The organism is Tenacibaculum lutimaris (genome assembly GCF_003610735.1).
GTDB lineage: Bacteria > Bacteroidota > Bacteroidia > Flavobacteriales > Flavobacteriaceae > Polaribacter > Polaribacter lutimaris.
Genome location: NZ_RAQM01000007.1, coordinates 147,891 through 172,491 on the forward strand (window position 1 = coordinate 147,891; position 24,601 = coordinate 172,491).

The 24,601-nt window shown below is 32.3% G+C and carries 26 protein-coding genes; 8 read left to right on the plus strand and 18 right to left on the minus strand.

Features of this window, described 5'->3' with window-relative positions:
- Positions 1-14 precede the first annotated feature (14 nt).
- Positions 15-1,811 (plus strand): translation elongation factor 4, encoded by a 1,797-nt coding sequence (gene lepA / locus C8N26_RS04310; protein WP_120186219.1) that lies wholly within the window; start codon positions 15-17, stop codon positions 1,809-1,811.
- Positions 1,812-1,891: 80 nt separating this feature from the next.
- Here the strand turns inward: lepA and C8N26_RS04315 are convergent, their stop codons facing one another.
- Positions 1,892-2,590, minus strand: coding sequence for a zinc metallopeptidase (locus C8N26_RS04315; protein WP_028892283.1), 699 nt, complete (start codon positions 2,588-2,590; stop codon positions 1,892-1,894).
- Positions 2,591-2,684: 94 nt separating this feature from the next.
- Here C8N26_RS04315 and C8N26_RS04320 point away from each other — a divergent pair, with 94 nt between their 5' ends.
- The 6 genes from C8N26_RS04320 to C8N26_RS04345 all read left to right on the plus strand — a co-directional run bounded on the left by C8N26_RS04320 (position 2,685) and on the right by C8N26_RS04345 (position 7,030).
- Positions 2,685-3,716 carry an asparaginase gene (locus C8N26_RS04320; protein WP_120186220.1) on the plus strand — a complete coding sequence of 344 codons (1,032 nt, stop codon included), beginning with the start codon at positions 2,685-2,687 and terminating at the stop codon, positions 3,714-3,716.
- A 253-nt stretch (positions 3,717-3,969) separates the two neighbouring features.
- Entirely contained in the window at positions 3,970-4,698 is a 729-nt protein-coding gene (locus tag C8N26_RS04325) for a MotA/TolQ/ExbB proton channel family protein (RefSeq protein ID WP_120186221.1), read from the plus strand.
- A gap of 8 nt (positions 4,699-4,706) precedes the next feature.
- Positions 4,707-5,150, plus strand: a complete 444-nt coding sequence (locus C8N26_RS04330; RefSeq protein WP_120186222.1) for a hypothetical protein — start codon at positions 4,707-4,709, stop codon at positions 5,148-5,150.
- 6 nt (positions 5,151-5,156) lie between these two features.
- Complete coding sequence (locus C8N26_RS04335; RefSeq protein ID WP_120186223.1) at positions 5,157-5,783, plus strand: ExbD/TolR family protein; 627 nt, start codon at positions 5,157-5,159, stop codon at positions 5,781-5,783.
- A gap of 18 nt (positions 5,784-5,801) precedes the next feature.
- Positions 5,802-6,272: an ExbD/TolR family protein gene (locus C8N26_RS04340; protein ID WP_120186224.1), complete on the plus strand. Its 471-nt coding sequence runs from the start codon at positions 5,802-5,804 to the stop codon at positions 6,270-6,272.
- Positions 6,273-6,361: 89 nt separating this feature from the next.
- The gene (locus tag C8N26_RS04345) at positions 6,362-7,030 is read left to right on the plus strand and encodes a porin family protein (RefSeq protein WP_120186225.1); all 669 of its coding nucleotides are present in this window, start codon (positions 6,362-6,364) and stop codon (positions 7,028-7,030) included.
- Here the strand turns inward: C8N26_RS04345 and C8N26_RS04350 are convergent.
- The 12 genes from C8N26_RS04350 to C8N26_RS04405 form a co-directional block, all read right to left on the minus strand.
- A complete protein-coding gene (locus C8N26_RS04350) occupies positions 7,025-7,624 on the minus strand; it encodes a hypothetical protein (protein ID WP_120186226.1) in 600 nt (199 codons plus the stop codon). The genes C8N26_RS04345 and C8N26_RS04350 overlap by 6 nt on opposite strands.
- Positions 7,624-9,087, minus strand: coding sequence for an RNA polymerase factor sigma-54 (rpoN, locus tag C8N26_RS04355; RefSeq protein WP_120186227.1), 1,464 nt, complete (start codon positions 9,085-9,087; stop codon positions 7,624-7,626). The genes C8N26_RS04350 and rpoN overlap by 1 nt, the downstream gene beginning before the upstream one ends.
- 83 nt (positions 9,088-9,170) lie before the next feature.
- Positions 9,171-10,604, minus strand: coding sequence for an asparagine--tRNA ligase (gene asnS, locus C8N26_RS04360; protein ID WP_120186228.1), 1,434 nt, complete (start codon positions 10,602-10,604; stop codon positions 9,171-9,173).
- A gap of 171 nt (positions 10,605-10,775) precedes the next feature.
- On the minus strand, positions 10,776-13,142 hold the full coding sequence (locus tag C8N26_RS04365) for an efflux RND transporter permease subunit (protein ID WP_120186229.1): 2,367 nt from the start codon (positions 13,140-13,142) through the stop codon (positions 10,776-10,778).
- Positions 13,143-13,238: 96 nt separating this feature from the next.
- Complete coding sequence (gene frr, locus C8N26_RS04370) at positions 13,239-13,793, minus strand: ribosome recycling factor (protein WP_028892294.1); 555 nt, start codon at positions 13,791-13,793, stop codon at positions 13,239-13,241.
- Between the two features lie 47 nt (positions 13,794-13,840).
- Positions 13,841-14,551, minus strand: coding sequence for a UMP kinase (gene pyrH / locus C8N26_RS04375; protein WP_120186230.1), 711 nt, complete (start codon positions 14,549-14,551; stop codon positions 13,841-13,843).
- 88 nt (positions 14,552-14,639) lie between these two features.
- A complete protein-coding gene (locus tag C8N26_RS04380; protein ID WP_120186231.1) occupies positions 14,640-15,239 on the minus strand; it encodes an RDD family protein in 600 nt (199 codons plus the stop codon).
- Positions 15,240-15,360: 121 nt separating this feature from the next.
- A complete protein-coding gene (gene tsf, locus C8N26_RS04385) occupies positions 15,361-16,329 on the minus strand; it encodes a translation elongation factor Ts (protein ID WP_038005889.1) in 969 nt (322 codons plus the stop codon).
- An 85-nt stretch (positions 16,330-16,414) separates the two neighbouring features.
- Positions 16,415-17,161, minus strand: a complete 747-nt coding sequence (rpsB, locus tag C8N26_RS04390) for a 30S ribosomal protein S2 (RefSeq protein WP_028892297.1) — start codon at positions 17,159-17,161, stop codon at positions 16,415-16,417.
- A 142-nt stretch (positions 17,162-17,303) separates the two neighbouring features.
- Entirely contained in the window at positions 17,304-17,690 is a 387-nt protein-coding gene (gene rpsI / locus C8N26_RS04395) for a 30S ribosomal protein S9 (protein WP_028892298.1), read from the minus strand.
- A gap of 2 nt (positions 17,691-17,692) precedes the next feature.
- Positions 17,693-18,148: a 50S ribosomal protein L13 gene (rplM, locus tag C8N26_RS04400; protein WP_028892299.1), complete on the minus strand. Its 456-nt coding sequence runs from the start codon at positions 18,146-18,148 to the stop codon at positions 17,693-17,695.
- A 188-nt stretch (positions 18,149-18,336) separates the two neighbouring features.
- Positions 18,337-19,185: an OmpA/MotB family protein gene (locus C8N26_RS04405; RefSeq protein WP_028892300.1), complete on the minus strand. Its 849-nt coding sequence runs from the start codon at positions 19,183-19,185 to the stop codon at positions 18,337-18,339.
- Positions 19,186-19,318: 133 nt separating this feature from the next.
- On the opposite strand from C8N26_RS04405, the gene C8N26_RS04410 reads away from it, so the two are divergent.
- Positions 19,319-20,290: an FAD:protein FMN transferase gene (locus C8N26_RS04410; RefSeq protein WP_120186232.1), complete on the plus strand. Its 972-nt coding sequence runs from the start codon at positions 19,319-19,321 to the stop codon at positions 20,288-20,290.
- Here the strand turns inward: C8N26_RS04410 and C8N26_RS04415 are convergent.
- The 5 genes from C8N26_RS04415 to C8N26_RS04435 form a co-directional block, all read right to left on the minus strand.
- The gene (locus C8N26_RS04415; protein ID WP_028892302.1) at positions 20,287-21,057 is read right to left on the minus strand and encodes a class I SAM-dependent methyltransferase; all 771 of its coding nucleotides are present in this window, start codon (positions 21,055-21,057) and stop codon (positions 20,287-20,289) included. The two genes, C8N26_RS04410 and C8N26_RS04415, sit on opposite strands and share 4 nt — an antisense overlap.
- Before the next feature lie 205 nt (positions 21,058-21,262).
- Entirely contained in the window at positions 21,263-22,081 is an 819-nt protein-coding gene (gene map / locus C8N26_RS04420; RefSeq protein ID WP_028892303.1) for a type I methionyl aminopeptidase, read from the minus strand.
- Between the two features lie 29 nt (positions 22,082-22,110).
- Positions 22,111-22,641, minus strand: coding sequence for a thioredoxin family protein (locus tag C8N26_RS04425; RefSeq protein ID WP_120186233.1), 531 nt, complete (start codon positions 22,639-22,641; stop codon positions 22,111-22,113).
- Positions 22,642-22,652: 11 nt separating this feature from the next.
- On the minus strand, positions 22,653-24,170 hold the full coding sequence (gene gpmI / locus C8N26_RS04430; RefSeq protein WP_120186234.1) for a 2,3-bisphosphoglycerate-independent phosphoglycerate mutase: 1,518 nt from the start codon (positions 24,168-24,170) through the stop codon (positions 22,653-22,655).
- A 48-nt stretch (positions 24,171-24,218) separates the two neighbouring features.
- The gene (locus C8N26_RS04435; RefSeq protein WP_028892306.1) at positions 24,219-24,488 is read right to left on the minus strand and encodes a hypothetical protein; all 270 of its coding nucleotides are present in this window, start codon (positions 24,486-24,488) and stop codon (positions 24,219-24,221) included.
- Positions 24,489-24,601: the final 113 nt, after the last annotated feature.

Here is a 24,601-nt window from a genome sequence, read left to right on the forward strand (position 1 = left end):
AAATTTTTATATTGATGAAGAACATTAGAAATTTTTGCATTATTGCACATATTGATCATGGTAAGAGTACTCTTGCCGATAGATTATTAGATTATACAGGCACAGTTACTGAGCGTGAAAAGCAAAACCAGTTACTAGATAACATGGATTTAGAGCGCGAACGTGGAATTACAATTAAATCGCATGCGATTCAAATGGATTATGTTTACGAAGGAGAAAATTATATTCTAAACTTAATCGATACTCCTGGTCACGTAGATTTTTCTTATGAAGTTTCTCGTTCTATAGCAGCTTGTGAAGGTGCTTTGTTAATTGTTGATGCAGCGCAGAGTATTCAAGCACAAACTATTTCTAACTTATACTTAGCGTTAGAGAATGATTTAGAAATTATTCCTGTACTAAATAAAGTAGATTTACCTTCAGCAAATCCTGAAGAGGTAACTGATGATATAGTTGATTTATTAGGATGTAATCCTGAAGATGTAATTCATGCAAGTGGAAAAACAGGTTTTGGGGTTGACAGTATTTTAAAAGCAATTATTGAAAAAATTCCTGCACCTACTGGGAACCCTGACGCGCCATTAAAGGCATTGATTTTCGACTCGGTGTATAACTCATATCGTGGAATTGAAACCTACTTTAGAGTGATTGATGGTTCTATTAAAAAGAATCAACAAATAAAATTCATGGCAACAGGAAAACAATATGGTGCTGATGAAGTAGGAACTTTAAAGTTAAATCAAGTTGTAAAAAACGAGATTAAAACAGGTGATGTAGGGTATTTAATTACAGGAATCAAAGCAGCAAAAGAAGTAAAAGTAGGGGATACAATTACTGATTTTGCAAATCCAACAACTGATAGAATTGAAGGTTTTGAAGATGTGAAGCCAATGGTATTCGCAGGAATATATCCTGTAGATACAGAAGATTATGAAGAATTGCGTGCTTCGATGGAGAAATTGCAGTTAAATGATGCTTCATTAGTATTTCAACCAGAAAGTTCTGCAGCATTAGGGTTTGGTTTCCGATGTGGTTTCTTAGGAATGTTACACATGGAAATTATTCAAGAGCGTTTAGAACGTGAGTTTGATATGACCGTAATTACTACGGTTCCTAACGTAAGTTACCACGCATTTACTAAGAAAGACCCTGATGAGGTGATTATTGTAAATAACCCATCAGATTTACCAGATCCGTCAAGATTAGATAGAGTTGAAGAGCCTTTTATTAAAGCTTCAATTATCACCAAAGCAGATTTTGTTGGGCAAGTAATGTCGCTTTGTATAGAAAAGCGTGGGCAAATTGTAAATCAAACATACTTAACTCCAGAAAGAGTTGAATTAATTTTTGATATGCCGTTAGCAGAAATTGTATTCGATTTTTATGATCGCTTAAAAACAGTTTCTAAAGGATATGCATCGTTTGATTATCATCCAATTGGAATGAAACAATCGAAGTTAGTGCGTGTAGATATGTTATTAAACGGACAAATAGTAGATGCACTTTCAGCTTTATTACATGATAGTAATGCGTATTCAATTGGAAAACGTATTTGTGAGAAGTTAAAAGAATTGATTCCTCGTCAGCAGTTTGATATTCCAATACAGGCTGCTATTGGAGCAAAAATTATTGCTCGTGAAACGGTAAAAGCTTTACGTAAGGATGTTACGGCTAAATGTTACGGAGGAGATATTTCTCGTAAACGTAAGTTATTAGAAAAACAAAAGAAAGGTAAAAAACGTATGCGTCAAGTAGGAAACGTAGAAATTCCACAGCAAGCATTTATGGCTGTGTTGAAGTTGAATGATTAGCTTTTATAGATAAAATATAAAATTTAAAAGCCGTTTTGATTTAATCAAAACGGCTTTTAAATTTTTATACTTAGGAGTAACTAATCTCTATTTCCTAAAACCTGTAAAGCCCAATATAATAACATAGCTAACGACCCTAATGCAGCGACTAAGTATGTTCTTGCAGCCCATTTTAAAGCATCTTTAGATCCAGCTAATTCTTCACGACTTACCATGTTCTTGTTTTCTAGCCAAGCCAAAGCTCTATTACTAGCATCATATTCAACAGGTAAAGTAACAAAACTAAAAATTGTACCTAAAGCCATAAAAGCTAAACCAGCCAAAGCAATATAAAAACCTATACCTGTACTTCCAGAGGCAGCACCAAAAGCAATACCACCAATAACCATCCATTGAGAGAAACGAGAAGTAATACTAACCATTGGTACTAGTTTAGAACGCATTTGTAAGTATTGGTAAGCTGTAGCATGTTGTACAGCATGTCCTACTTCGTGAGCGGCAACTGCTGCAGCTGCAGCATTACGTTGGTTGTATACAGCTTCACTAAGGTTTACTGTTTTATTTTGAGGGTTATAATGGTCAGTTAATCTACCAGGAGTAGAAATTACTTGTACATCATAAATACCATGGTCTGCTAACATTTTTTGAGCAATTTCTGCTCCGCTCATACCATTACGTAAGTGAACTTGCGAATATTTTTTAAATTTACGCTGTAAAGTGTTACTTACTAACCAACTGAATAAAGATATTATACCTATCAGTACATAAAATCCTATCATAATTTATATAGTTTTAAAATTTTGTATCATTTTTGCTGGATAAATTTACAACATAAATTATTCCAAATTAGTTAAGGAAATTAAAAATGTCAAAATGACAACACAACCTAAAATTTTAATAGTTTATACAGGAGGAACCATTGGTATGGTTAAAGACTATAATACAGGAGCTTTAAAGGCTTTTGATTTTAGTCAAATTTCAAGTAAAATACCAGAATTACAGCAGTTGAATTGTGAAATCTCTACTATTTCTTTTGATGAACCGATAGATTCATCAAATATGAATGTGAGTTATTATATTCAGATAGCTGAAATAATTTCTGATAATTATGACAAATTTGACGGATTTGTAGTGTTAACAGGATCAGACACTATGTCTTATACGTCTTCGGCGATAAGTTTCATGTTTGAAAATTTACAAAAACCAGTGATATTTACTGGGTCGCAATTGCCTATAGGAGATTTACGTACCGACGCAAAAGAAAATTTAATAACTTCTATTCAAGTAGCTTCTACTTATGAAAATGGTAAACCTATAATTCAAGAAGTAGGATTGTATTTTGAGTACAAATTATATAGAGCTAACAGAACTACAAAAATAAATGCAGAACAGTTTGAAGCATTTGCATCAATGAATTATCCGCCTTTGGCAGAAAGTGGAGTGCATTTAAACTTCAATCATCACTTATTGTTAAAACCAAATAAAGAAGAAAAAAAGCTGGTTTTTAGAAAAAAATTAGATAATCATGTAGCTATTTTAAAACTCTTCCCAGGTATAACAGAGTCAGTAGTAAGAAGTTTTATAAATATTCCAGAGTTAAAAGGAATTATTTTAGAAACCTATGGCTCAGGTAATGCACCTACCGAAAAATGGTTTGTTGATTTATTGGAGGATGCTGTAAAAAGAGGAATATACATTGTTAATGTAACTCAATGTACAGGAGGAAGTGTAATTTTAGGACATTACGAAACAAGTTCTGAATTAAAACGTATTGGAATTGTTGATGGTAAGGATATTACTACTGAAACAGCTGTGGCAAAAATGATGTATTTATTAGGAGAAAAGCTATCAAAAGAAGAATTTAAGCGTTATTTTGAAAAATCCCTCAGAGGAGAAATGGCTTAAATTGTAAATAAATCGTTAAATTTACATTCGTAACTGCTTGAACTACTAAGGGAAAGCGTTAAAAAACAGGTTAGTAGTAGAAATACTAGAGATTTTTTTTAATCTCCCAACATTTTTTTGTTACTTGCCACTCTGAAAAATTTAAAAACGTAATAAGTACAATAAAAGCATTACTTATTTGTAAAAAAATAAGTTTTTAGCAGTAAAATTTGTATTTTTAACCCGTTAACTATTTAAAATTAATTATAACAAAATGAAAAAAGTAGTAAATATCCTAACTATTGCAGGATTTATGTTTTTAGGAGCTATTCAATCAACTTATGCTCAAGACGCAGCAGCGGCAGAAGGATCAGAAACTTTCCACCAAATTTTAAAAAGATATTTTATCGAAGGTGGTCCAGGTTTTATGGGAATTGTATTAGTAGCTTTAATCTTAGGTTTAGCTATCGCAATTGAAAGAATTATTTATTTAAATATGGCTACAACCAATACCAAAAAATTAGTAGCTAGTGTTGATGAAGCTTTAAGTTCAGGTGGAGTAGAGGCTGCTAAAGAAGTTTGTAGAAACACAAAAGGTCCTGTTGCTTCTATCTTTTATCAAGGTTTAGAAAGAGCTGATGAAGGTTTAGATGCTGCTGAAAAAGCTGTAGTAGGATACGGAGGAGTGCAAATGGGATTATTAGAGAAGAACATTTCTTGGATTTCATTATTTATCGCTTTAGCACCGATGTTAGGGTTCATGGGAACTGTAATTGGTATGATTTCAGCATTCGATGCGATTGCAGTAGCAAATGATATCTCTCCAGCGGTAGTAGCAGGTGGTATTAAAGTAGCACTTTTAACAACAGTATTTGGTTTAGTAGTGGCTATTATTTTACAAATTTTCTATAACTATATTATCTCTAAAGTAGATAGTATCGTAAACAACATGGAAGATGCTTCTATCTCTCTAATTGACTTATTAGCTAAGTATAAAAAATAATAAGAGGTATGAAGAACAATAAATTAATAACAATTTTTGTAGCATTACTCTCTTTAGTTGGTATAATACTATTTATAGTGGCTATGGGAGCAGATGTAGATGATCCTGTTGCAATATCAGATGCAGTTTCTCCATTAGTAACATACTCTTTAGTGTTATTAGGGTTAACGGCAGGGGTAACAGTACTAGCTTCTATTTTGAGTTTGTTTAAAAATCCAGCAGCTTTGAAAAAAGCTTTATTAGGATTGTTAGGTGTAGGAGTTTTATTAGTAATCTCTTATATCCTATCAGCAGACGGGCAAGTTATTGATGCAAACGAAAAAGTAATTGCGACAGCAGGTAGTAGTGTTTCTAAGAATACAAGTACAGGTATTTGGTTAAGTATTATATTAATAGTAATCGCAGGAGGTTTCTTCGTGTGGGATTTATTAAAAGGATTAGTTAAATCGTAGATTATTATGGCAAGAAGAGAAAACCCAGAAATTAATGCAGGTTCGATGGCAGATATTGCCTTCTTGCTACTTATCTTTTTCCTTGTAACAACAACGATGGATGTAGATTCAGGTATCCCTAAAAAGTTAGCTGAAAAAACTGAAGTTGAACCACCAATCGTTAAAGAAAAAAACATCTTTCAAGTAAGTATTAACCGTAACAATCAACTTTTAGTTGAGAATGAAGTTATGGAGTTAAAAGACTTAAAAGATGCAGCTATAAAATTTATAGATAATGGTGGAGGTATTGGTAACCCAATGCCAGGAAAAGAAGCAGGAGCTGCTTGTGATTATTGTAAAGGAGCAAAGGATCCAGAATCTTCAGATCATCCAAATAAGGCAATTATTTCTGTAGAAAGTGATAGAGGTACAGAATACGGTACCTATGTATCTGTTCAGAATGAACTGTTAAGAGCGTATACTGAGTTACGTAATAGATTATGCCAAGAGAAATATGGTATGAGTTTTGACGAACTTGAAAAGGCTTTTATTGATGGTGCAAGAAAAGATGAGTCATTAAGAAAAAAAGTAGAAGATATTAAGACGAGTTATCCTCAAATTATTTCAGATACTGATCCAACCAATGTTAAATAATAAAACAATATAAAGAGTATGTCTAAGTTTAGAAAGAAGAAAAAAGATACGCCTGCTTTATCTACGGCGTCTTTACCAGATATTGTTTTTATGTTATTATTTTTCTTTATGGTAACAACTACTATGAGAGAAACAGATTTATTAATTGATTCACCTCGTTTACCTAGTGCAAGTGAAGTAAAAAAACTTGAGCGTAAAAGTTTAGTGAGTACAATTTATGTTGGTAAAGCAAAAGACGCTAAATATGGTACAGGATATAATAGAATTCAGTTAAACGATAAGATTGCTACACCAGATGATGTGCCTTCTTTTATTTATCTTGAAAGAGATAATGTTTCTGAAGCAGAAGTACCATTTATGACAACTTCTATTAAGGCAGATAAAGAATCGAGTGTTGGTACATTAGCCGATATTCGTGAAAAATTAAGAGATGTTAATGCTCTTAAATTAAGTTTATCTACACACAAAGGAAGTGTAATTAATAAGTAATAATTACTTTTAAATAAACATAAAAAGAGCAATCGATAGATTGCTCTTTTTTTATACAAAAAAGTTATCTTTATCGTTACATAATTATTATGAAGTACACAGCATTTATATTTTTAGTAACATTCTTTTCTTTTAATGTTTTTTCCCAAAGAGATTCTCTTAATGTAGGGGATAAATATTTAGAAGACCAGTTGTATATTGATATAACCTATAACTTGCTTCAAAATCAACCGAAAGAGCTAGGAAAGACAGGTTTTTCATATGGTTTAGCTCTAGGTTATATGAGAGATATACCAATTAGTAAAAATGGAAGGACTGCTTGTGCAATTGGCTTAGGATATAGTTATGATTCCTTTGATCATGACCTTAAGGTTATAGATGATAATGGTGATTATGAAATAGACCCTAATCTAAGTTCAAATAAAATAAAACTTCATAATATAGAAATGCCCATTCAATTTCGATGGCGTTCTTCAGATGTTAATACTTATTCTTTTTGGAGATTATATGCAGGAGTTAAAGTTACGTATAACATAAGTAATGAATTTCGATACAAAATAATAGATCAAAGTTTTAGCTTTTCAGATGTTGAAAACTATAATAAATGGCAAACAGGATTAGCTTTATCAGCCGGTTATGGTACTTTTAATTTTCACGTGTATTACAGTTTGTCACCCATGTTTAAAAACGCAACACTAAATGGTGAGTCTATTAATAGTAGAATAGTTAAAGTAGGGTTAAGTTTTTATCTTCTATAAAATAAAATAAGCTAAAAAGGGGCTAAATAAGCCAATAAAAAAACCAATATATACTTCTTTAACTGTGTGAGCTCTTAATTGTAATCTAGAGCTTGCTAATAGTCCTGAAAGTAATATTAATGAAATTATTACGGGAAGTATATAAATACCCTGCAATTGTTGAAATAATAAAAAGTATCCAATGGCAATTCCCATAGATAACAAATGTAGGCTACCTTTTATTTTAAATGGAAAAAGCATATAAATTAAACCTAGTCCAAAAACAGTTCCGTAGAATAAATAACTTAGGTCTTTAACGATACTCATATTTGCGAATAATTTCCCTAAGAACATAAACAAGGTCATCATTAAAAACACAGGAAGCTTTCGTTCATTTATAGTATGTACTCTGAATGACTTTATGTATCCTATTGACCTAAGAAATACAAGTAAAAGTAATGGAATTAGATAAGTAGCAATAAATACGACAGATAAAACTGTTAACTGTTGCTGTTTATTTAGTGTTATTGGTGAAAATATAAAATACAAAAGAATGCCTATAGTAGGCATTACAATTGGATGCAAAATAGTTGATATGAATTTATACCAACGCATTAAATTTCTTTACGTAAACGAGCAACAGGAATGTCTAATTGCTCTCGATATTTAGCTACAGTTCTTCTTGCAATAGGATATCCTTTCTCTTTTAAAATTTTAGAAAGCTTTTCGTCTGTTAAAGGTATGCGTTTATCTTCTTCACTTATAACAGTTTCTAATATCTTTTTAATTTCTTTGGTAGAAACATCTTCTCCTTGATCATTTTTCATAGATTCAGAGAAGAAATCTTTAATCAGTTTTGTTCCATACGGAGTAGACACATACTTGCTACTAGCAACACGAGAAACCGTAGATACGTCCATGTTAATTTCATCAGCAATATCTTTCAAAATCATAGGTTTTAACTTACGCTCATCTCCTGTTAAAAAATATTCTTCTTGACGGTGCATAATCGCATTCATAGTTACTAAAAGCGTTTGTTGACGCTGCTTAATAGCATCAATAAACCACTTTGCAGCATCTAATTTTTGTTTGATAAAAAGCACAGCATCTTTTTGCGATTTAGTTTTCTCCTTAGAGTCTTGATAGCCCTTTAGCATGTTGTTATACTCTCTAGAAACATGTAATTCAGGAGCATTTCGCGAGTTCAAAGTTAAATCTAAATTCCCGTCAATAATTCTGATTGAAAAATCAGGAACTATTTGCTCAGCAATTTTGTTATTACCGGCATAAGAACTTCCAGGTTTAGGGTTCAATCTGCTTATTTCATGAATAACATCTTTAAGTTGCTCTTCAGAAATGTTATACTTCTCTAGTAATTTTTGATAGTGCTTTTTAACGAAATGATCGAAAGATTCTTCTAAAATCCGAATTGCCAAAGCTCTGCTTTCTGTTTCAGTTTTCGACTTTAACTGAATAATCAAACATTCTTTTAAGTCTAAAGCACCAACACCCGTGGGGTCAAGTTTTTGAACAACATTCACTAAAACGTCTTTTACTTTTTCTTCCGTAGTAAAAATGTTTTGAGTAAAAGCTAAATCATCAACTAAATCGATAATGTCTCTACGAATGTAACCACTATCGTCTATACTTCCTACTAAAAACTCAGCAATAGCACGTTCATCGTCATCAATTCTAAAAGTATTTAATTGGTTGTTTAACGATTGATGAAAACTGGTTCCTGCCGCATAAGGCACTTGTTTTTCTTCATCATCGGAAGAATAGTTGTTCGTTTGCGTTTTATAACTAGGGTATTCGTCGTCGCTTAAATATTCATCAATATTAATATCATCGGTATCAATCTTTTCATTGCCCGAATCATCATAATCAATATCGTTGGCTAAAGTATCTTCAAAATTCTCTGGCTCATCTTTACCTGTATCTAAAGCAGGGTTTTCTTCAATTTCTTGTTTCAAACGCTCTTCAAAAGCCTGTGTAGGCAATTGAATTAACTTCATCAACTGAATTTGTTGTGGAGATAATTTTTGAAGTAATTTTTGATGTAAACTTTGTTTTAGCATATATACAAAGATATGAAATAGGACAAAAAAAATCGCCATCTGCTGAGGAATGACGATTGATATTTATAAGTTTTATGATTTTTTTAAAATTCAGCGTTTTGTGGTGTTCTTGGGAAAGGTATAACGTCACGAATATTACCCATACCAGTAGTAAATAATACCAAACGCTCAAAACCTAAACCAAAACCAGAGTGAACTGCAGTTCCGAATTTACGAGTATCTAAATACCACCATAATTCTTCTTCAGGAATGTTTAATGCAGCCATTTTTTCTTGTAAAACTTCTAAACGCTCTTCTCTTTGAGATCCTCCTACCATTTCACCAATTCCAGGGAATAATACATCCATTGCACGAACAGTTTTTCCATCTTCATTCAAACGCATGTAGAAGGCTTTAATGTTTGCAGGATAATCAAATAAAATTACTGGACATTTAAAGTGTTTTTCTACTAAGTAACGCTCGTGTTCTGATTGTAAATCAACACCCCATTCGTTCACAGGGAATTGGAATTTCTTCTTTTTATTTGGTTTAGAATTACGTAAAATTTCAATAGCCTCAGTATAGCTTACACGTTTAAAGTTGTTGTCAACTACAAATCGTAATTTTTCGATTAAGCCCATATCACTACGTTCTGCTTGAGGTTTCTTTTTTTCCTCTTGCGCTAAACGATTATCTAAAAAGGCTAAGTCGTCTTGACAGTTATCTAAAACGTATTGTAATACATACTTGATAAAGTCTTCAGACAAATCCATATTTGCATCTAAATCGTTAAATGCAACCTCTGGTTCAATCATCCAAAATTCTGCTAAGTGGCGTGTAGTATTTGAGTTTTCAGCTCTAAAAGTTGGTCCAAAAGTATATACCTTACCTAATGCCATAGCATAGGTTTCAGCTTCTAATTGTCCAGAAACCGTTAAGTTAGTTTCTTTTCCGAAGAAATCTTTGGTATAATCAATTTTCCCTTCTTCGTTTAAAGGAGCTTTATTTGCTTCAAAATTGGTAACCTTAAACATTTCACCAGCACCTTCGGCATCAGAACCTGTAATAATTGGTGTGTTTACGTAATAAAAACCTTCTTTTTGAAAGTATTGATGTACTGCAAACGATAATGCAGAGCGTAAACGCATTACAGCACTAAATGTATTCGTTCTTACACGTAAATGCGCATTTTCACGTAAGAACTCAAAACTATGTTGCTTTGGTTGAATAGGGTATTCATCAGGATTAGAATCTCCTAAAATTTCTAAATCAGTTACTTGAATTTCTACTGTTTGCCCTTTACCTTGACTTTCAGTTAAAGTACCATGAATACTCACAGCAGCTCCTGTATTTATTCTTTTTAATAAAGTTTCGTCAGCATTTTCAAAATCTACAACACACTGAATATTATTAATAGTAGAACCATCATTTAGCGCAATAAAACGATTGCTTCTAAAAGTTCTTACCCATCCTTTTACGTGTACTTCTTGTAAAATCTTGTCAGATTGTAATAATTCTTTAATGCTACTTCTTTTCATCTGTTTTAAATATGATAATTTGTTGATGTATCAACAATGAAATTTAACTATTTCACTGTGTTTTTTATAAAAACCTACGTCATCGACGTTTAAGTCTTCAATAAAATCAAGCAAAGATACTTTTTTGCTATTAATTGAGCAATGAAGACAAGGTAAGAATATGTTGGATGTTTATTTATCTTCGTCTTTTGGAGGCAGAATTTTAAACTTAGTTTCTTTTAAAACTTTCTTGTTTGCTATCTTCTTTTCAAAAGAAAGAAGAAGAGAAGGTAACAATAATAAGTTAGAAACCATTGCTAATAATAATGTTACCGATACTAATCCGCCCAATGCTATTGTTCCTCCAAAACTAGAAACGGTAAACACCAAGAATCCGAAGAAAAGTACAATAGAAGTATAAAACATACTTACTCCTGTTTCACGTAAGGCAGAATATACTGCGGGTTTAATTTTCCAATTATTACTTAATAGTTCTTGTCGGTATTTTGCTAAGAAGTGAATTGTATCATCTACTGAAATACCAAAAGCAATACTAAATACTAAAATGGTCGATGGTTTTATAGGAATATCTAAAAAGCCCATCAACCCACCAGTTATTAATAAAGGAAGCATGTTAGGTATTAATGAAATTAATATCATTTGTGGCGAACGGAACATCCACGCCATAAAAATAGAGATTAATACAATAGCTAATGATAAAGAAATAACTAAGTTTTTAATTAAATAGTTCGTTCCTTTTAAGAAAACTAAGGCCTTACCTGTTAGTGAAACGTTGAAGTTTTCACTAGGAAATTGTTTGTTTATTACTGCTTGTAAACGTTCTTGAATAACATCCATTTTATCTGTACCGATGTCTTTCATAAAAGTAGTGATACGAGCATAGCGACCAGTACTATCTACGAAATTCTTTAACATTCCAGAGTTGCTGTCAGAGTTTTTGGTGTAAGCAAAAATGTAACTCTTTTCTTGACTTGTAGGTAATTGATAGTACTTTGGATTACCGTTATAGTAAGCCTGCTTAGAATATTTTACTAAGTTGGTTACAGAAATTGGTTTTGAAAGTTCTGGGAAAGTTTCAATGGTTTCATTAAGCTTTTCCATCTTTTTTAAGGTAGAAAGTTTCATAACACCCTTTTCCTTTTTGGTGTCAATCAAAATTTCTAACGGCATGATTCCTCCAAACTCTGATTCGAAAAACTTAATGTCTTTATAGAATTGTTTTCCTTTGGGCATATCTTCAATTAAACTACCAGATACACGTATCATGTATAGCCCAATCATGCTTAATATAATAATAGAAACCGTAGTAATGTAAATAGCAATTCGTTGCTTTCTTACCATGTTTTCCATCCAGTTTACCACATTTTCCATCCATTTTTTTTCTAAATGGTTTAAATGTTTCTGTTCTGGAAGCGGCATGAAGCTGTAAATAATCGGAATGATTAATAAAGCTAAAATGAAAATACTGATGATATTTATTGAAGCTAAAATTCCAAATTCTCGCATCAATTGACTCTTTACAAAAATAAACGTAGCAAAACCAGATGCAGTGGTAATGTTAGTCATTAAAGTTGCATTTCCAACTTTAGAAATAACTCGTTGCAATGACTTTGCTTGATTACCGTGTTTTTTTACTTCTTGCTGATATTTATTAATAAGGAATACCGCATTAGGTACACCAATAACTATAATTAACGGTGGAATTAAAGCTGACAATACTGTAATTTCATATCCTAAAAGACCAATAAAGCCAAAAGCCCAAATAACACCAATACCAACAACTAATAATGTGATAAATGTTGCTCTAAATGAACGGAAAAAAAAGAAGAAAATAATAGCAGTAATAAGTAAAGCACCTATTACAAAAATTCCCATTTCATCTGTAATGTTCTGAGAGTTTAAGGTTCTTATATATGGCATTCCTGAAATGCGAACATCTACACTATGTTTCTTTTCGAAAGATTCAACAGTTGGAATTAAAACATCCATCACAAAATCTTTACGAACAGGGGTGTTAACAATATCTTTATTTAGGTATATAGCGGTTTGTAAAACACCTTTGTCGTTGTAAAGTAAATTGTTATAGAATGGAAGCTTCTCAAAAAGCTGTTTTTTTATTTCAGTAACTTCTTCGTTGGTTTTTGGTGCTTTATCAAATAAAGGTTCAATAACAAATTTACGCTGTTTTCTGTCTGCCTTTAATTGTTGAACATCTGCTACAGATACTGTAAAATCTACTTGAGGTAAACTGTCTAAATCTTTTACAAGTTTATTCCAACTGTTGAATTTTTCAGGAGTGAAAATTGTAGAATCTTTTACCCCAAGAATTACTAGGTTACCTTCTTCGCCAAAAATCTCTAAGAATTTATTATACTCGATGTTAGCTTCGTGATCAGTAGGAAGTAAATTAGCTTCTGTATAAGAGAAGCGCATGTATTTTGTTTGGGTGACTAAGAACCCTGTGATAATTGCAATAGTAAGTAAAACTAAGTAACGATTTCGCAATATGAATCCTGCGATTTTAGTCCAAAAAGTCATCCAAAAAAAATTTTAGCAAATTTATGCTAAATGAACTAATTAAACGAAAAAAGGGCGTTTTAAAACGCCCTTTTTTCTATTATTTTCAAAAAGAAATTAAACGGTCATAATTTCTTTTTCTTTAACTACAAATTTCTCGTCAATTTCTTTTATAAAATTGTCAGTTAAATTTTGGATATCAGCTTCAGCATTTTTTTTCATGTCGTCAGAAACGTCTAATTTTTTGATGTCGTTATTCGCATCTTTACGTGCATTACGAACTCCAACTTTGGCATGTTCAGCTTCAGCTTTAGCTTGTTTAGCTAAATCTTTACGGCGTTCTTCAGTTAATGGTGGAACGTTAATGATGATATTCTCTCCATTGTTCATTGGGTTAAAACCAAGATTAGCAAGCATAATAGCTTTTTCTATTTCTTGTAACATATTTTTTTCCCAAGGTTGAATCGAAATTGTTCTAGCGTCAGGAGTATTTACGTTTGCAACTTGTCCTAATGGGGTTGCAGAACCATAATAATCTACCTGTACATTTGCTAACATGGCTGGAGATGCTTTACCAGCTCTAATACTGCGTAATTCTTTTACTAAATGTTCAATAGCACCATTCATTGCCTCTTTGGCCGAATCTAAAATAAAATCAATTTCTTCAGTCATTTTGTTCGTATTTAAAACCTCAAATAGGTTGAGGGTAATTTTTCAGTTTATTCGTTATCAACTATTGTTCCAATATTTTCACCAGAAATTAACTTTAATAAGTTTCCTTTGGTGTTCATATCGAAAACAATAATAGGTAATTTGTTTTCTTCACTTAATGTAAAGGCTGTCATATCCATTACTTTTAAGCCTTTGTCAATAACGTCTTTAAAAGTAATGTTTTCATACTTAACTGCATCTTTATTTTTTTCAGGATCTGCAGTATAAATACCATCTACTCTAGTTCCTTTTAAAATAGCATCAGCATTAATTTCAATAGCTCTTAAAACTGCAGCGGTATCTGTAGTAAAGTACGGATTTCCTGTTCCTCCACCAAAAATTACAACACGTCCTTTTTCTAAATGTCTGTTTGCACGACGTTTAATGTAAGGCTCTGCAATTTCTTTTATTTCGATAGCGGTTTGTAAACGGGTGTGAATACCTTCATCTTCTAAAGCACTTTGTAAGGCTAAACCATTAATACAAGTTGCTAACATACCCATGTGATCGCCTTGTACACGATCCATACCTTGGCTAGCACCAGCAACCCCTCTAAATATATTTCCACCACCAATTACTATGGCCACTTCTACACCTTTATCTACAACTTGTTTAATTTCTTGAGCGTATTCTTTAAGTCTGTTTGGGTCGATACCGTATTGGCGCTCTCCCATAAGTGCTTCACCACTTAATTTTAAAAGGATTCTTTTGTATTGCATTTGTTTTGTTGAAAGTTGTGCAAAGCTACATATTTTTTTTGAGAGTTTTATGCTGAAAGTGTAAGGAGGGTAACTATAGTATTACTCTTTATTGCTTAATTTTAATGACACGTGTTTTGGAAAAAGAATCATGCCAACCAACAGCATCAGATCCTAAAAAAGAAAAAGCATTAAAAGGAATGTATCGGCATAATGATCTTAATAGTATTGCGTCAAATGTAGGTTTGTTACCGTTTTCATCAACAACTTTTGTTCCTGTTATAAACTTAGCAATAGATCTACCAGTTAAAGCTTCAAAAAATGAGTAGTAGAACATTCCTATGATAAATCCCCATACAAACTCTTCTAGTTTTCCCATTTGCTCAAAATATCCTGCAGAGTTAGGAGAAATAATAGTAAGGAGAAGTGTAAATATAAAGCCTAAGAAAAAGCTGATTATTAATATAAATATTCTGTCAAGAAGATAATTAGCAAAGCGTGTACCTTGACTAGCAATTTGATTGCTTAATTCGTTTTCACTGTTTTTTGCTAAAAGTTTTTCTTTTAGCTGTGTGTTTTCGTCGAATGATTCACAAGTATCTTCAAAATCTGCAATAGAGTTTCTTAGTCCACAAATAATTCCTTTTTGACTATCAAATTTTTGATTATTACAAATTTTACAAAATTTTAAATGCTCTTCTCTTGTCATAGCTGTTTTTTTAGATGAAGTGCTAATGTATTTAAAATTGAGTTGAAAATGAATCTAAATTAGTTGTATAAAAAAACCATCCAAAAAATGGATGGTTTTCATATAAAATTATTGTTGAGAATTATCCTAAAGTAACTCTTACGAAATTTTTAACTTCAACGTCACCGTAAGAAGAAACATATTCTGCAACAGTTTTCTTTTCGTCTTTGATGAACTTTTGATCTAATAAACATTGTTCTTGATCTAAAGTTGTGTTATCAGAGATAAATCTTTCCATTTTACCAGGTAAGATTTTGTCCCAGATTTGCTCTGGTTTACCTTCAGCTTTTAATTGCTCCTTAGCTTCTTTTTCAGCTTCGGCCATAGCTTCATCAGTTAACTGTAATCTAGATACGAATTGAGGTACGTTCTTTAAAGTTTTACCTAAACGAGCTAACTCTTCGTTATCTTTAATAATTGCAGCAATTCTAGCTTCAGTTTCAGAAGCTACATAAGCAGGATCAAAATCTTTGTAAGATAAAGAAACAGCTCCCATTGAAGCAGCTTGCATAGCTAAGTCTTTAGTTAACTCAGCAGCGTTATCTACAGCAGCAGTTAAACCTACCATTGCAGCAATTTTACCAACGTGAGTATAAGCTCCTACGTATGGTGCTTCGATTTTTTCGAAAGAAGTGATATCGATTTTTTCACCGATAACTCCTGTTTGCTCGATTAATTTCTCAGCAACAGTTACTCCTCCAAAATCAGCAGCTAAGAACTCCTCTTTTGTATTGTAGTTAAAAGCGATGTCTACAAATTCTTTAGCTAACTCTTTGAAAGAATCGTTTTTAGCTACGAAATCTGTTTCACATGCTAATACGATAGCAACTCCATAAGTATTGTCATCGCTAATTTTTGTAATAGCTACACCTTCAGTAGACTCACGATCTGCTCTTTTAGCAGCGATCTTTTGTCCTTTTTTACGTAAAATTTCAATAGCTTTATCAAAGTCACCTTCTGCTTCTACTAATGCTTTTTTACAATCCATCATACCAGCTCCGGTAGTTTCTCTTAATTTTTTTACGTCTGCAGCGCTAATTTTTACTGACATTTCTATCGTTATTTTTTAATTGTAATTATTGTTGTAAGGTATAAAAATTTAAAGGCCTCAATGTAATGAAACCTTTAAATTAAAATTATTTTGCTTCTTCAGATGCAGGTGCTTCAGCTGTTTTTTCAGTTTTAGCTTTTTCTTTATCTGCTTTTCTTTCAGTTAAGCCTTCAGCAATCGCATCAGTTACATATGATAATACTTTATCAATAGATTTTGAAGCGTCATCGTTTGCAGGAATTACAAAATCAATCGGTCTTGGATCAGAGTTTGTATCAACCATTGCAAAGATTGGAATGTTTAATTTTTGTGCTTCAGCAACAGCAATGTGCTCTTTCTTCACGTCAATTACAAATAAAGCTCCTGGTAAACGAGTCATATCAGAAATTGAACCTAAGTTCTTTTCTAATTTTTCACGTTGACGGTTGATTTGTAATTTTTCTCTTTTTGATAAAGCGTCGAAAGAACCATCAGTCTTCATTCTATCAATAGAAGCCATTTTCTTTACAGCTTTACGAATAGTAACGAAGTTTGTTAACATACCACCTGGCCATCTTTCAGTAATGTAAGGCATGTTTACAGCTTTAGCTTTTTCAGCAACGATATCTTTAGCTTGCTTCTTAGTAGCAACGAATAAGATTTTACGTCCTGAGTTAGCTATTTTTTGTAACGCAGCAGAAGCCTCGTCAATTTTAGCTGAAGTTTTATACAAATCGATGATGTGAACACCATTACGCTCTGTATAGATGTATGGAGCCATGTTTGGGTTCCATTTTCTAGTTAAGTGTCCAAAGTGAACACCACTTTCTAATAATTCTTGAATGTTTGCCATTTTAATAAATGTGTTTACGTTCTGTTTTCGCAATATTTCAGTAGTTATTAAGTCTGAAATATTTAGATACTAAACTGTTAAAAATTGATTTATAAATAACAGTCTCAAAACATTTAAATACTGAAACAAGTTCAGTAAAATATTAACGTTTAGAGAACTGGAATTTCTTACGAGCTTTCTTCTGACCGAATTTCTTACGTTCAACCATTCTTGGATCACGAGTTAATAATCCTTCTGGTTTTAATACAGCTTTGTTTTCTTCGTTAATTGATACTAATGCTCTAGTAATTGCTAAACGAATAGCTTCAGCTTGACCAGTAACACCACCACCGTATACGTTTACTTTAATGTCGTAAGCCTCTAAGTTCTCAGTTAACATTAAAGGTTGTTGAACTTTGTATTGTAAAGTTGGTGTAGTGAAATAGTTTTTAAACTCTCTTTTGTTGATAGTGATGTTTCCACTTCCTTGAGAAACATAAACACGAGCAACAGCTGTTTTTCTTCTACCTATTTTGTGTACAGTTTCCATAATTATTTAAGATCGTTAAGGTTAATAGCTTTAGGTTTTTGAGCTTCTTGACCGTGCTCTGTACCTGCGTAAACATATAAATTTTTGAATAACGCGCTACCTAAACGGTTTTTAGGTAACATACCTTTTACTGCTTTTTCGATTAATCTTGTAGGATCTTTTTCGAACATTTCTGTAGCAGTTAATGATCTTTGCCCTCCTGGATAACCTGTGTGACGGATGTAAGACTTGTCAGCCCACTTGTTACCAGTTAAATTGATTTTTTCAGCGTTGATAATTACAACGTTGTCTCCACAATCTACGTGAGGAGTATAATTTGGCTTGTACTTACCTCTAATAAGTTTTGCAACTTTAGAAGCTAGACGACCCAATGTTTGCCCGTCCGCATCAACTAAAACCCACTCTTTGTTTACAGTGTTCTTGTTAGCTGATACTGTTTTGTAACTTAATGTGTTCATAATTACACGATTAGTTTTTGTTTATAATTAATAATTTTTTGTCCTTTAAAAAGGTCTGCAAATGTACAATTAATTATTTGATTGACAAATAGCGTGTTAGTTTAATTTTTTTCTTTTTTAATTTGCCAGAGTTTAACGCATAAAAAAACGTGCTTTAAGCACGTTTTTTTATAATTATGTTTTAAAAACTATTCTACTTTTTGATCTAATAAATCAAAGAATTGATTTAATCTAGGTAATATGATAATTTTTGTACGTCTGTTTTTAGCTTTATTTTCAGGAGTGTTGTTTTCTACTAAAGGAACATAGCTACTTCTACCTGCAGCAATTAATCTTTCAGGAGCTACATTGTACTTTCCTTGTAATTCACGAACAATGGCAGTAGAACGTAAAACACTTAATCCCCAGTTGTCTTTTAAAGCAGAACCAGCAGCAACAGGAGTGTTATCTGTGTGTCCTTCTACCATTACATCCATTTGTGGTTGTCCGTTAACAACTGTAGCAACTTTTTCTAATACTTTAGATGCTTTGTCGTTAATAGTGTAGCTTCCGCTTTTAAATAATAACTTGTCAGAAATTGAAATAAATACTACAGTTTTTTCAACGTTTACTTCAATGTCTTCATCATCAATACCGTCTTGTAATTCTTTTTTTAAGTGGAAAGCAACTACTAAATTAAGAGAATCTTTTTTAGAAGCTGCTTCTCTAATTTTGTTGATGTATTTATCTTTTTTGCTTAACTGAGATAATGTTTCTTTAATGTTGTCATTAGCTCCTTGAGTTAATACAGTTAGATTTTCTACTTGTTGTAGTGTGTTTTCTTTGTCTTTCTTTAACTCTGTTACTCTAGATTCTAAAGAGAAAGCCTTTTCTTGACAAGTTTCTTTTTCAACCAAGCATTTAGTTAAGTTAGCTTTTACCGCTAATAATTCTTCTTTTGTTTGTTCATGTTTAGCCTTAACAGCCTCTAGTTCTTTTGTAGAAGCACACGATGCTAGTAAAAGAGCGGCACTAAGGAATAAGAATACTTTTTTCATTTTGATTCTATGTTTTAGATGTATTATTAATAATTAATAGTTGAGCAAATTTATAAAAATGAAGACACAAAAAAGAGAATTAACAATCTTTTATGAAGATTGAAAGTGCTAATTTTGTGATAAAATTTTTATCATGATTAAAAGAGTAACGCTTGTAGTAGTTTCATTATTGTTGTTTATATCTTGCAAAGAAGAAAAAAAAATAAACGAGACTAAATTACAAGGAGGTGTTTTTGGAACTACTTATCATATAACTTACATGAGCAATGAAAATTATCAAAAATCTATTGATAGTTTGTTTCATTTAGTGAATAAATCACTGTCAACGTATATGCCTACTTCTGATATTTCAAAAATAAATCAAGGAGATACTACGGTAGTGGTTGACGATATGTTTGTTGAAGTGTTTGATAAAGCAAAAAGAATTTATAAAGAAACTGATGGGTATTTTGATCCGACAATTGGAAGGTTGATTGATGCTTATGGATTTGGGTCAGGTAAGGAAAAAAAGAATCTAACTACCGAGGAAATTTCAGTCTTAATGGAACATGTGGGGTTTGATAAAGTTTCTTTAAAGGATAGAAAAGTTTATAGAGAAAGCTCAGATATAGAGTTTAATGTAAATGCATTTGCTAAAGGATATGGTGTAGATGTGGTAGGAAGATTTTTAGAATCAAAAAATATTCATGATTATTTAGTAGAAATAGGGGGTGAGATTAGAGCAAGAGGTACAAAAGATGGGAAATTATGGAAAGTGGCTATTGAAAAACCAAATGTTGACGGAACACGCTCTATTCAAAAAGTAATTGAATTGGATAATGAGTCAATGGCAACTTCTGGAAATTATAGAAAGTACAAGGTAAATGCTGAAGGGAAAAAGATAGTGCATACGGTAAATGCAAAGACAGGATTGGCAGAGGAAAGTAACTTGCTAAGTGTGTCGGTTAGATTAAAAGGAGATTGTGCTGATGTAGATGCTTATGCTACTGCTTTTTTAGCAATGGGCTTAGAGAAAACAAAAGTATTTTTAGAAGAGCATCCAGAGTTAAAGGTGGTGTTATTATATCACAATGAAGCAAATGAGTTAGCAGAGTATGCTAATTAATTTTTATAACATACAGGCAAAATTTCGCCTTTCATTAAAGCAAATCGTTCTAGTTTTTCTGGAGCGATTTTTTTTGTGTAGTCTATTTCATCAACTTTAAAACCTATAGAACGTAGTTTGTTAAAATAATCACGACCGTATACGCGAACATGGTCATACTGGCCGAATATTTTTGCACGCTCTTTTGGATCAGTAATCGAATCGTCTTCAAAAGTAATTTCTCTAGATAAATCTTGAGGAATTTGAAAAATACCAAACCCGCCAACTTTCATTACACGATACAATTCTTGCATTGCTTTCGTATCGTCAGAAATGTGTTCTAATACATGATTACAAAATACTACATCAAAAGAGTTGTCTTCAAAAGGAAGGTCGCAAATATCTGCTTTTACATCTGCTATAGGCGATTCTAAATCAGAAGTAGTATACTCTAAGTTTGTTTGTTTTCTAAAAATATCTAAAAAGCATTGCTCAGGAGCAATATGTAATACTTTTAACTTTTTATCTGAGGAGAAAAAGTTACTCTCTTGTTGTAAGAAAAGCCACATTAAACGATGCCTTTCTAGAGATAGGGTAGAGGGAGATAGTGCGTTTTCACGTTGTTTTCCATACCCGTAAGGTAAAAATTTCTTAAATGATTTTCCATCAATAGGATCTGTGAAATTATCACCTTTTAGCCACCAAGCAATAACTGGGCGAGCCCAATAACTAGCTTTAATTAATATTGGTCTAGGTATGGTATTTAATATTGTTTTGAAAATGCTCACTTAATTATTACCAGTTAAGTATTTCTTTAATTTTTTTTGAGGTTATTAGTTTCCAAAGAAGCATTATACCAAAAATTAATTTTAAAAGGAATCCTATTAAAAACATTTCTGAGGCATATGGCCAAATGCATTATTTGAAACAAAGAGATGAAAATAGAATGGATGAATAGGATTACTAAAACAATTAGTATGTGTCTTACCTTCATTATATAACTAATGGTTGCTGTCTGAATTCGTCTTCCTCATTACTTTCAATACCTAATGCATCGTATATATACTTAAAGGTAGATAATAACTCAGGTTTACCATCAATAATAGCTACATCATGCTCAAAGTGGGCAGAAGGTTTATTGTCTAAAGTAGTGATGGTCCATCCGTCACTGTGCTGGCGAATTTTTTGTGTTCCTAAGTTTGTCATAGGCTCAATGGCAACTACCATACCTTCTACAAACTTTTTACCACGACCTCTTTTTCCGTAGTTAGGCATTTCAGGATCTTCGTGCATTTTACGTCCTAATCCGTGACCTACTAATTCACGAACAACACCATAGCCGTGCTTTTCTGTAAAGTTTTGAATAGCAAATCCTACATCTCCAACACGATTTCCTACTTTAAATTCACGAATACCTACATATAAACTCTCTTTAGTAACGTCAAGTAGTTTTTGAGTTTCAGGAGCAATTTCACCTACAGCAAACGTATAGGCATGATCTCCATAAAAATCATTTTTTATAGCACCACAATCAATAGAAATGATATCACCTTCTTGTAAAGGTGTGTTATTTGGAATTCCGTGAACTACTTGTGAGTTTGGACTCATGCAAAGAGTGTTTGGGAAATCATATAAGCCTAAAAAACCAGGGATGGCACCTTGCTCACGAATAAAGTCTTCGGCAAGTTTATCAAGATACAATGTAGTAACTCCAGGTTTTACTTCTTTGGCAAGCATACCTAAAGTTTTTGATACTACTAAAGCACTTTCGCGCATTAATTCAATTTCTTCTCTAGTTTTTGGTTTAATCATGGTAAAAATATTGAGGCGCAAATTTACAGTTATTTTTGATATGGATGTTTGTATTCTTGACCAGATAGTATTTTTAAGAAATCTTCTTCAACAGAGCTATCTTCAATAGCGTGTTCTACAAAACGACCAATTTCTTTTCCGTCTTTATAAAAGATAAAGGTTGGAACTCTAATTACATTGAAGCCTTCTTCTAGTCCGTTAGCTTTTTTCTGACGGTTTACAGTAACCAATTCAAGGTTCTTATAGTCGAATTCTGCTTCGTCTAAAATTTTATAAAAATTAGGGATTTCTCTTTTACTGTCTCCACACCAAGTTCCCATAAACCCTTTTATTTTTATGTCTTTTAAGTATGGTTTTAGTTTTTCTATGGTACCCTTGTCTGTTTCGTAATAAGAATAAAAATCGTTGAACCAGTCACTTCCATAAGGTTCTTGTTGGAAGTCTTTTTTAGTAGCGATACCAACTAAATTTCCGTTTTCGTTTTTTGTTGCTAGGTTTTTAGGAGTAGATGCACAAGAAACAATTAGTAAGGCTACAAAAAGGTATACGATTTTTTTCATAAGATTTATTTTTAAATAAGCGAATGTTGTGTCATTTCTTCAGGTTGCTCAACACCCATTAGTTTTAAAATAGTTGGAGCAACATCGCCTAAAATACCACTTTTTATTGATTTTAATTCTTTATCGACTAAAATCATAGGAACAGGGTTGGTAGTATGAGCTGTATGTGGTGTTCCGTCTGGGTTAATCATTGTTTCACAGTTTCCGTGATCTGCAATTAAAATAGTAGTGTAGTCGTTATCTAGTGCTGTGGTAATTACATCTTTTACACAATCATCAACCGCTTCACAGGCTTTAACAGCAGCTTCAAAAACTCCTGTATGTCCTACCATATCACCATTTGCAAAGTTTAAACACACAAAATCAACATCACCGCTTTGTAGTTCGGGAACAATAGCATCTCGAATCTCATAAGCACTCATCTCAGGTTTTAAATCATAAGTAGCTACTTTTGGTGACGGACATAATAAACGTTTTTCACCTTTAAACTCTTCTTCTCTTCCGCCTGAGAAAAAGAAAGTTACATGTGGATATTTTTCTGTTTCAGCAATTCTAATTTGATTTTTTCCTGCCGATTCTAATACTTCACCCAAGGTGTTTTCAATGTTTTTTCCATCGTAAATAACATGAATATTGTTAAACGTATCATCATAATTTGTCATAGTAACAAAATACAATGGTAACTTCTTCATGTTGAACTCAGGAAAATCTTTTTGACTTAAAGCTTCTGTTAACTGACGCCCTCTATCGGTTCTAAAATTGAAGAAAATAACAACGTTGTCTTCTTTAATTGTGGTTTTTGGTTGGTTATTTTCATCAACCATAATTATAGGCTTGATGAATTCGTCAGTAACATCAGAATCATAACTTTGTTGAATACTAGTTGAAGCATCCGAAGAAAAAGAGCCTTCTCCATTCACTAAAGCATCGTAAGCAAGCTGTACACGTTCCCAACGATTATCACGATCCATAGCATAGTAACGACCGGTAATTGTTGCCAATTCGCCTGTGGTTTCTTGCATATATTCCTGAATGTCGTTGATAAAGTATTTCCCTGATTTTGGATCGCAATCACGTCCGTCAGTAAAAGCATGTAGGTATACGTTATCTAAACCAAAATTGTTAGCTGCAGATAGTAATCCTTTTAGGTGGTCAATATGAGAGTGAATTCCTCCATTAGAAACCAATCCTAAAAAATGGACATTTTTATTGTTTGCCTTTGCATATTCAAAAGCATTTAGAAGTTCCTTTTCTTGTGCTAAAGTCCCCTCTTTTACAGCCTTGTTGATTTTAGCTAAGTTTTGATATACAATTCTACCAGCACCTAAGTTCATATGACCAACTTCAGAATTTCCCATTTGTCCTACAGGTAAACCAACATGTTCGCCATCAGTTCTTAACTGTGCATGTGGGAATTTATCGTATAACGAATTTATAAACGGGGTTTTAGCGTTGTATATGGCCGATACTTTTGGATTTTGGGTAATTCCCCATCCATCCAAAATCATTAAAATTACTTTCTTGTTCATTTGTTGTGTGTTACACTACAAAAGTAAGAAAGATTTTTGTTGATTATTTTAAGAATTCATAAAAACAAACACACTATAAACTAAGATTACGAAGATTAAAAAGAATAGAATACTGTTCTTGATAAGTTGATTTTTATTTTCTTTGAGTACTTGTTTTTTTAATTGAACTAGCTCTTTTTTACTAGCAGATTTTTTAAAGTATAGTTTATCGTCATTCTCTTTTTGAAACCGTTCTAGTTTTTCAAAAGCGCTCACTCTTTTTCTTTTATTGTTTTTTAAACTGGTTATCATTGCAGATACCGATCCTCCAAAGCCCATAGCAAATTGTTTAAGTTATTAAAGATAGTAGGTTCTAATTTGAGTTTTAGAACTATTGTATGTTAGTAAATATAAGAAATTTAGAATTTAACGGATATCAATTTTTTGTAAGC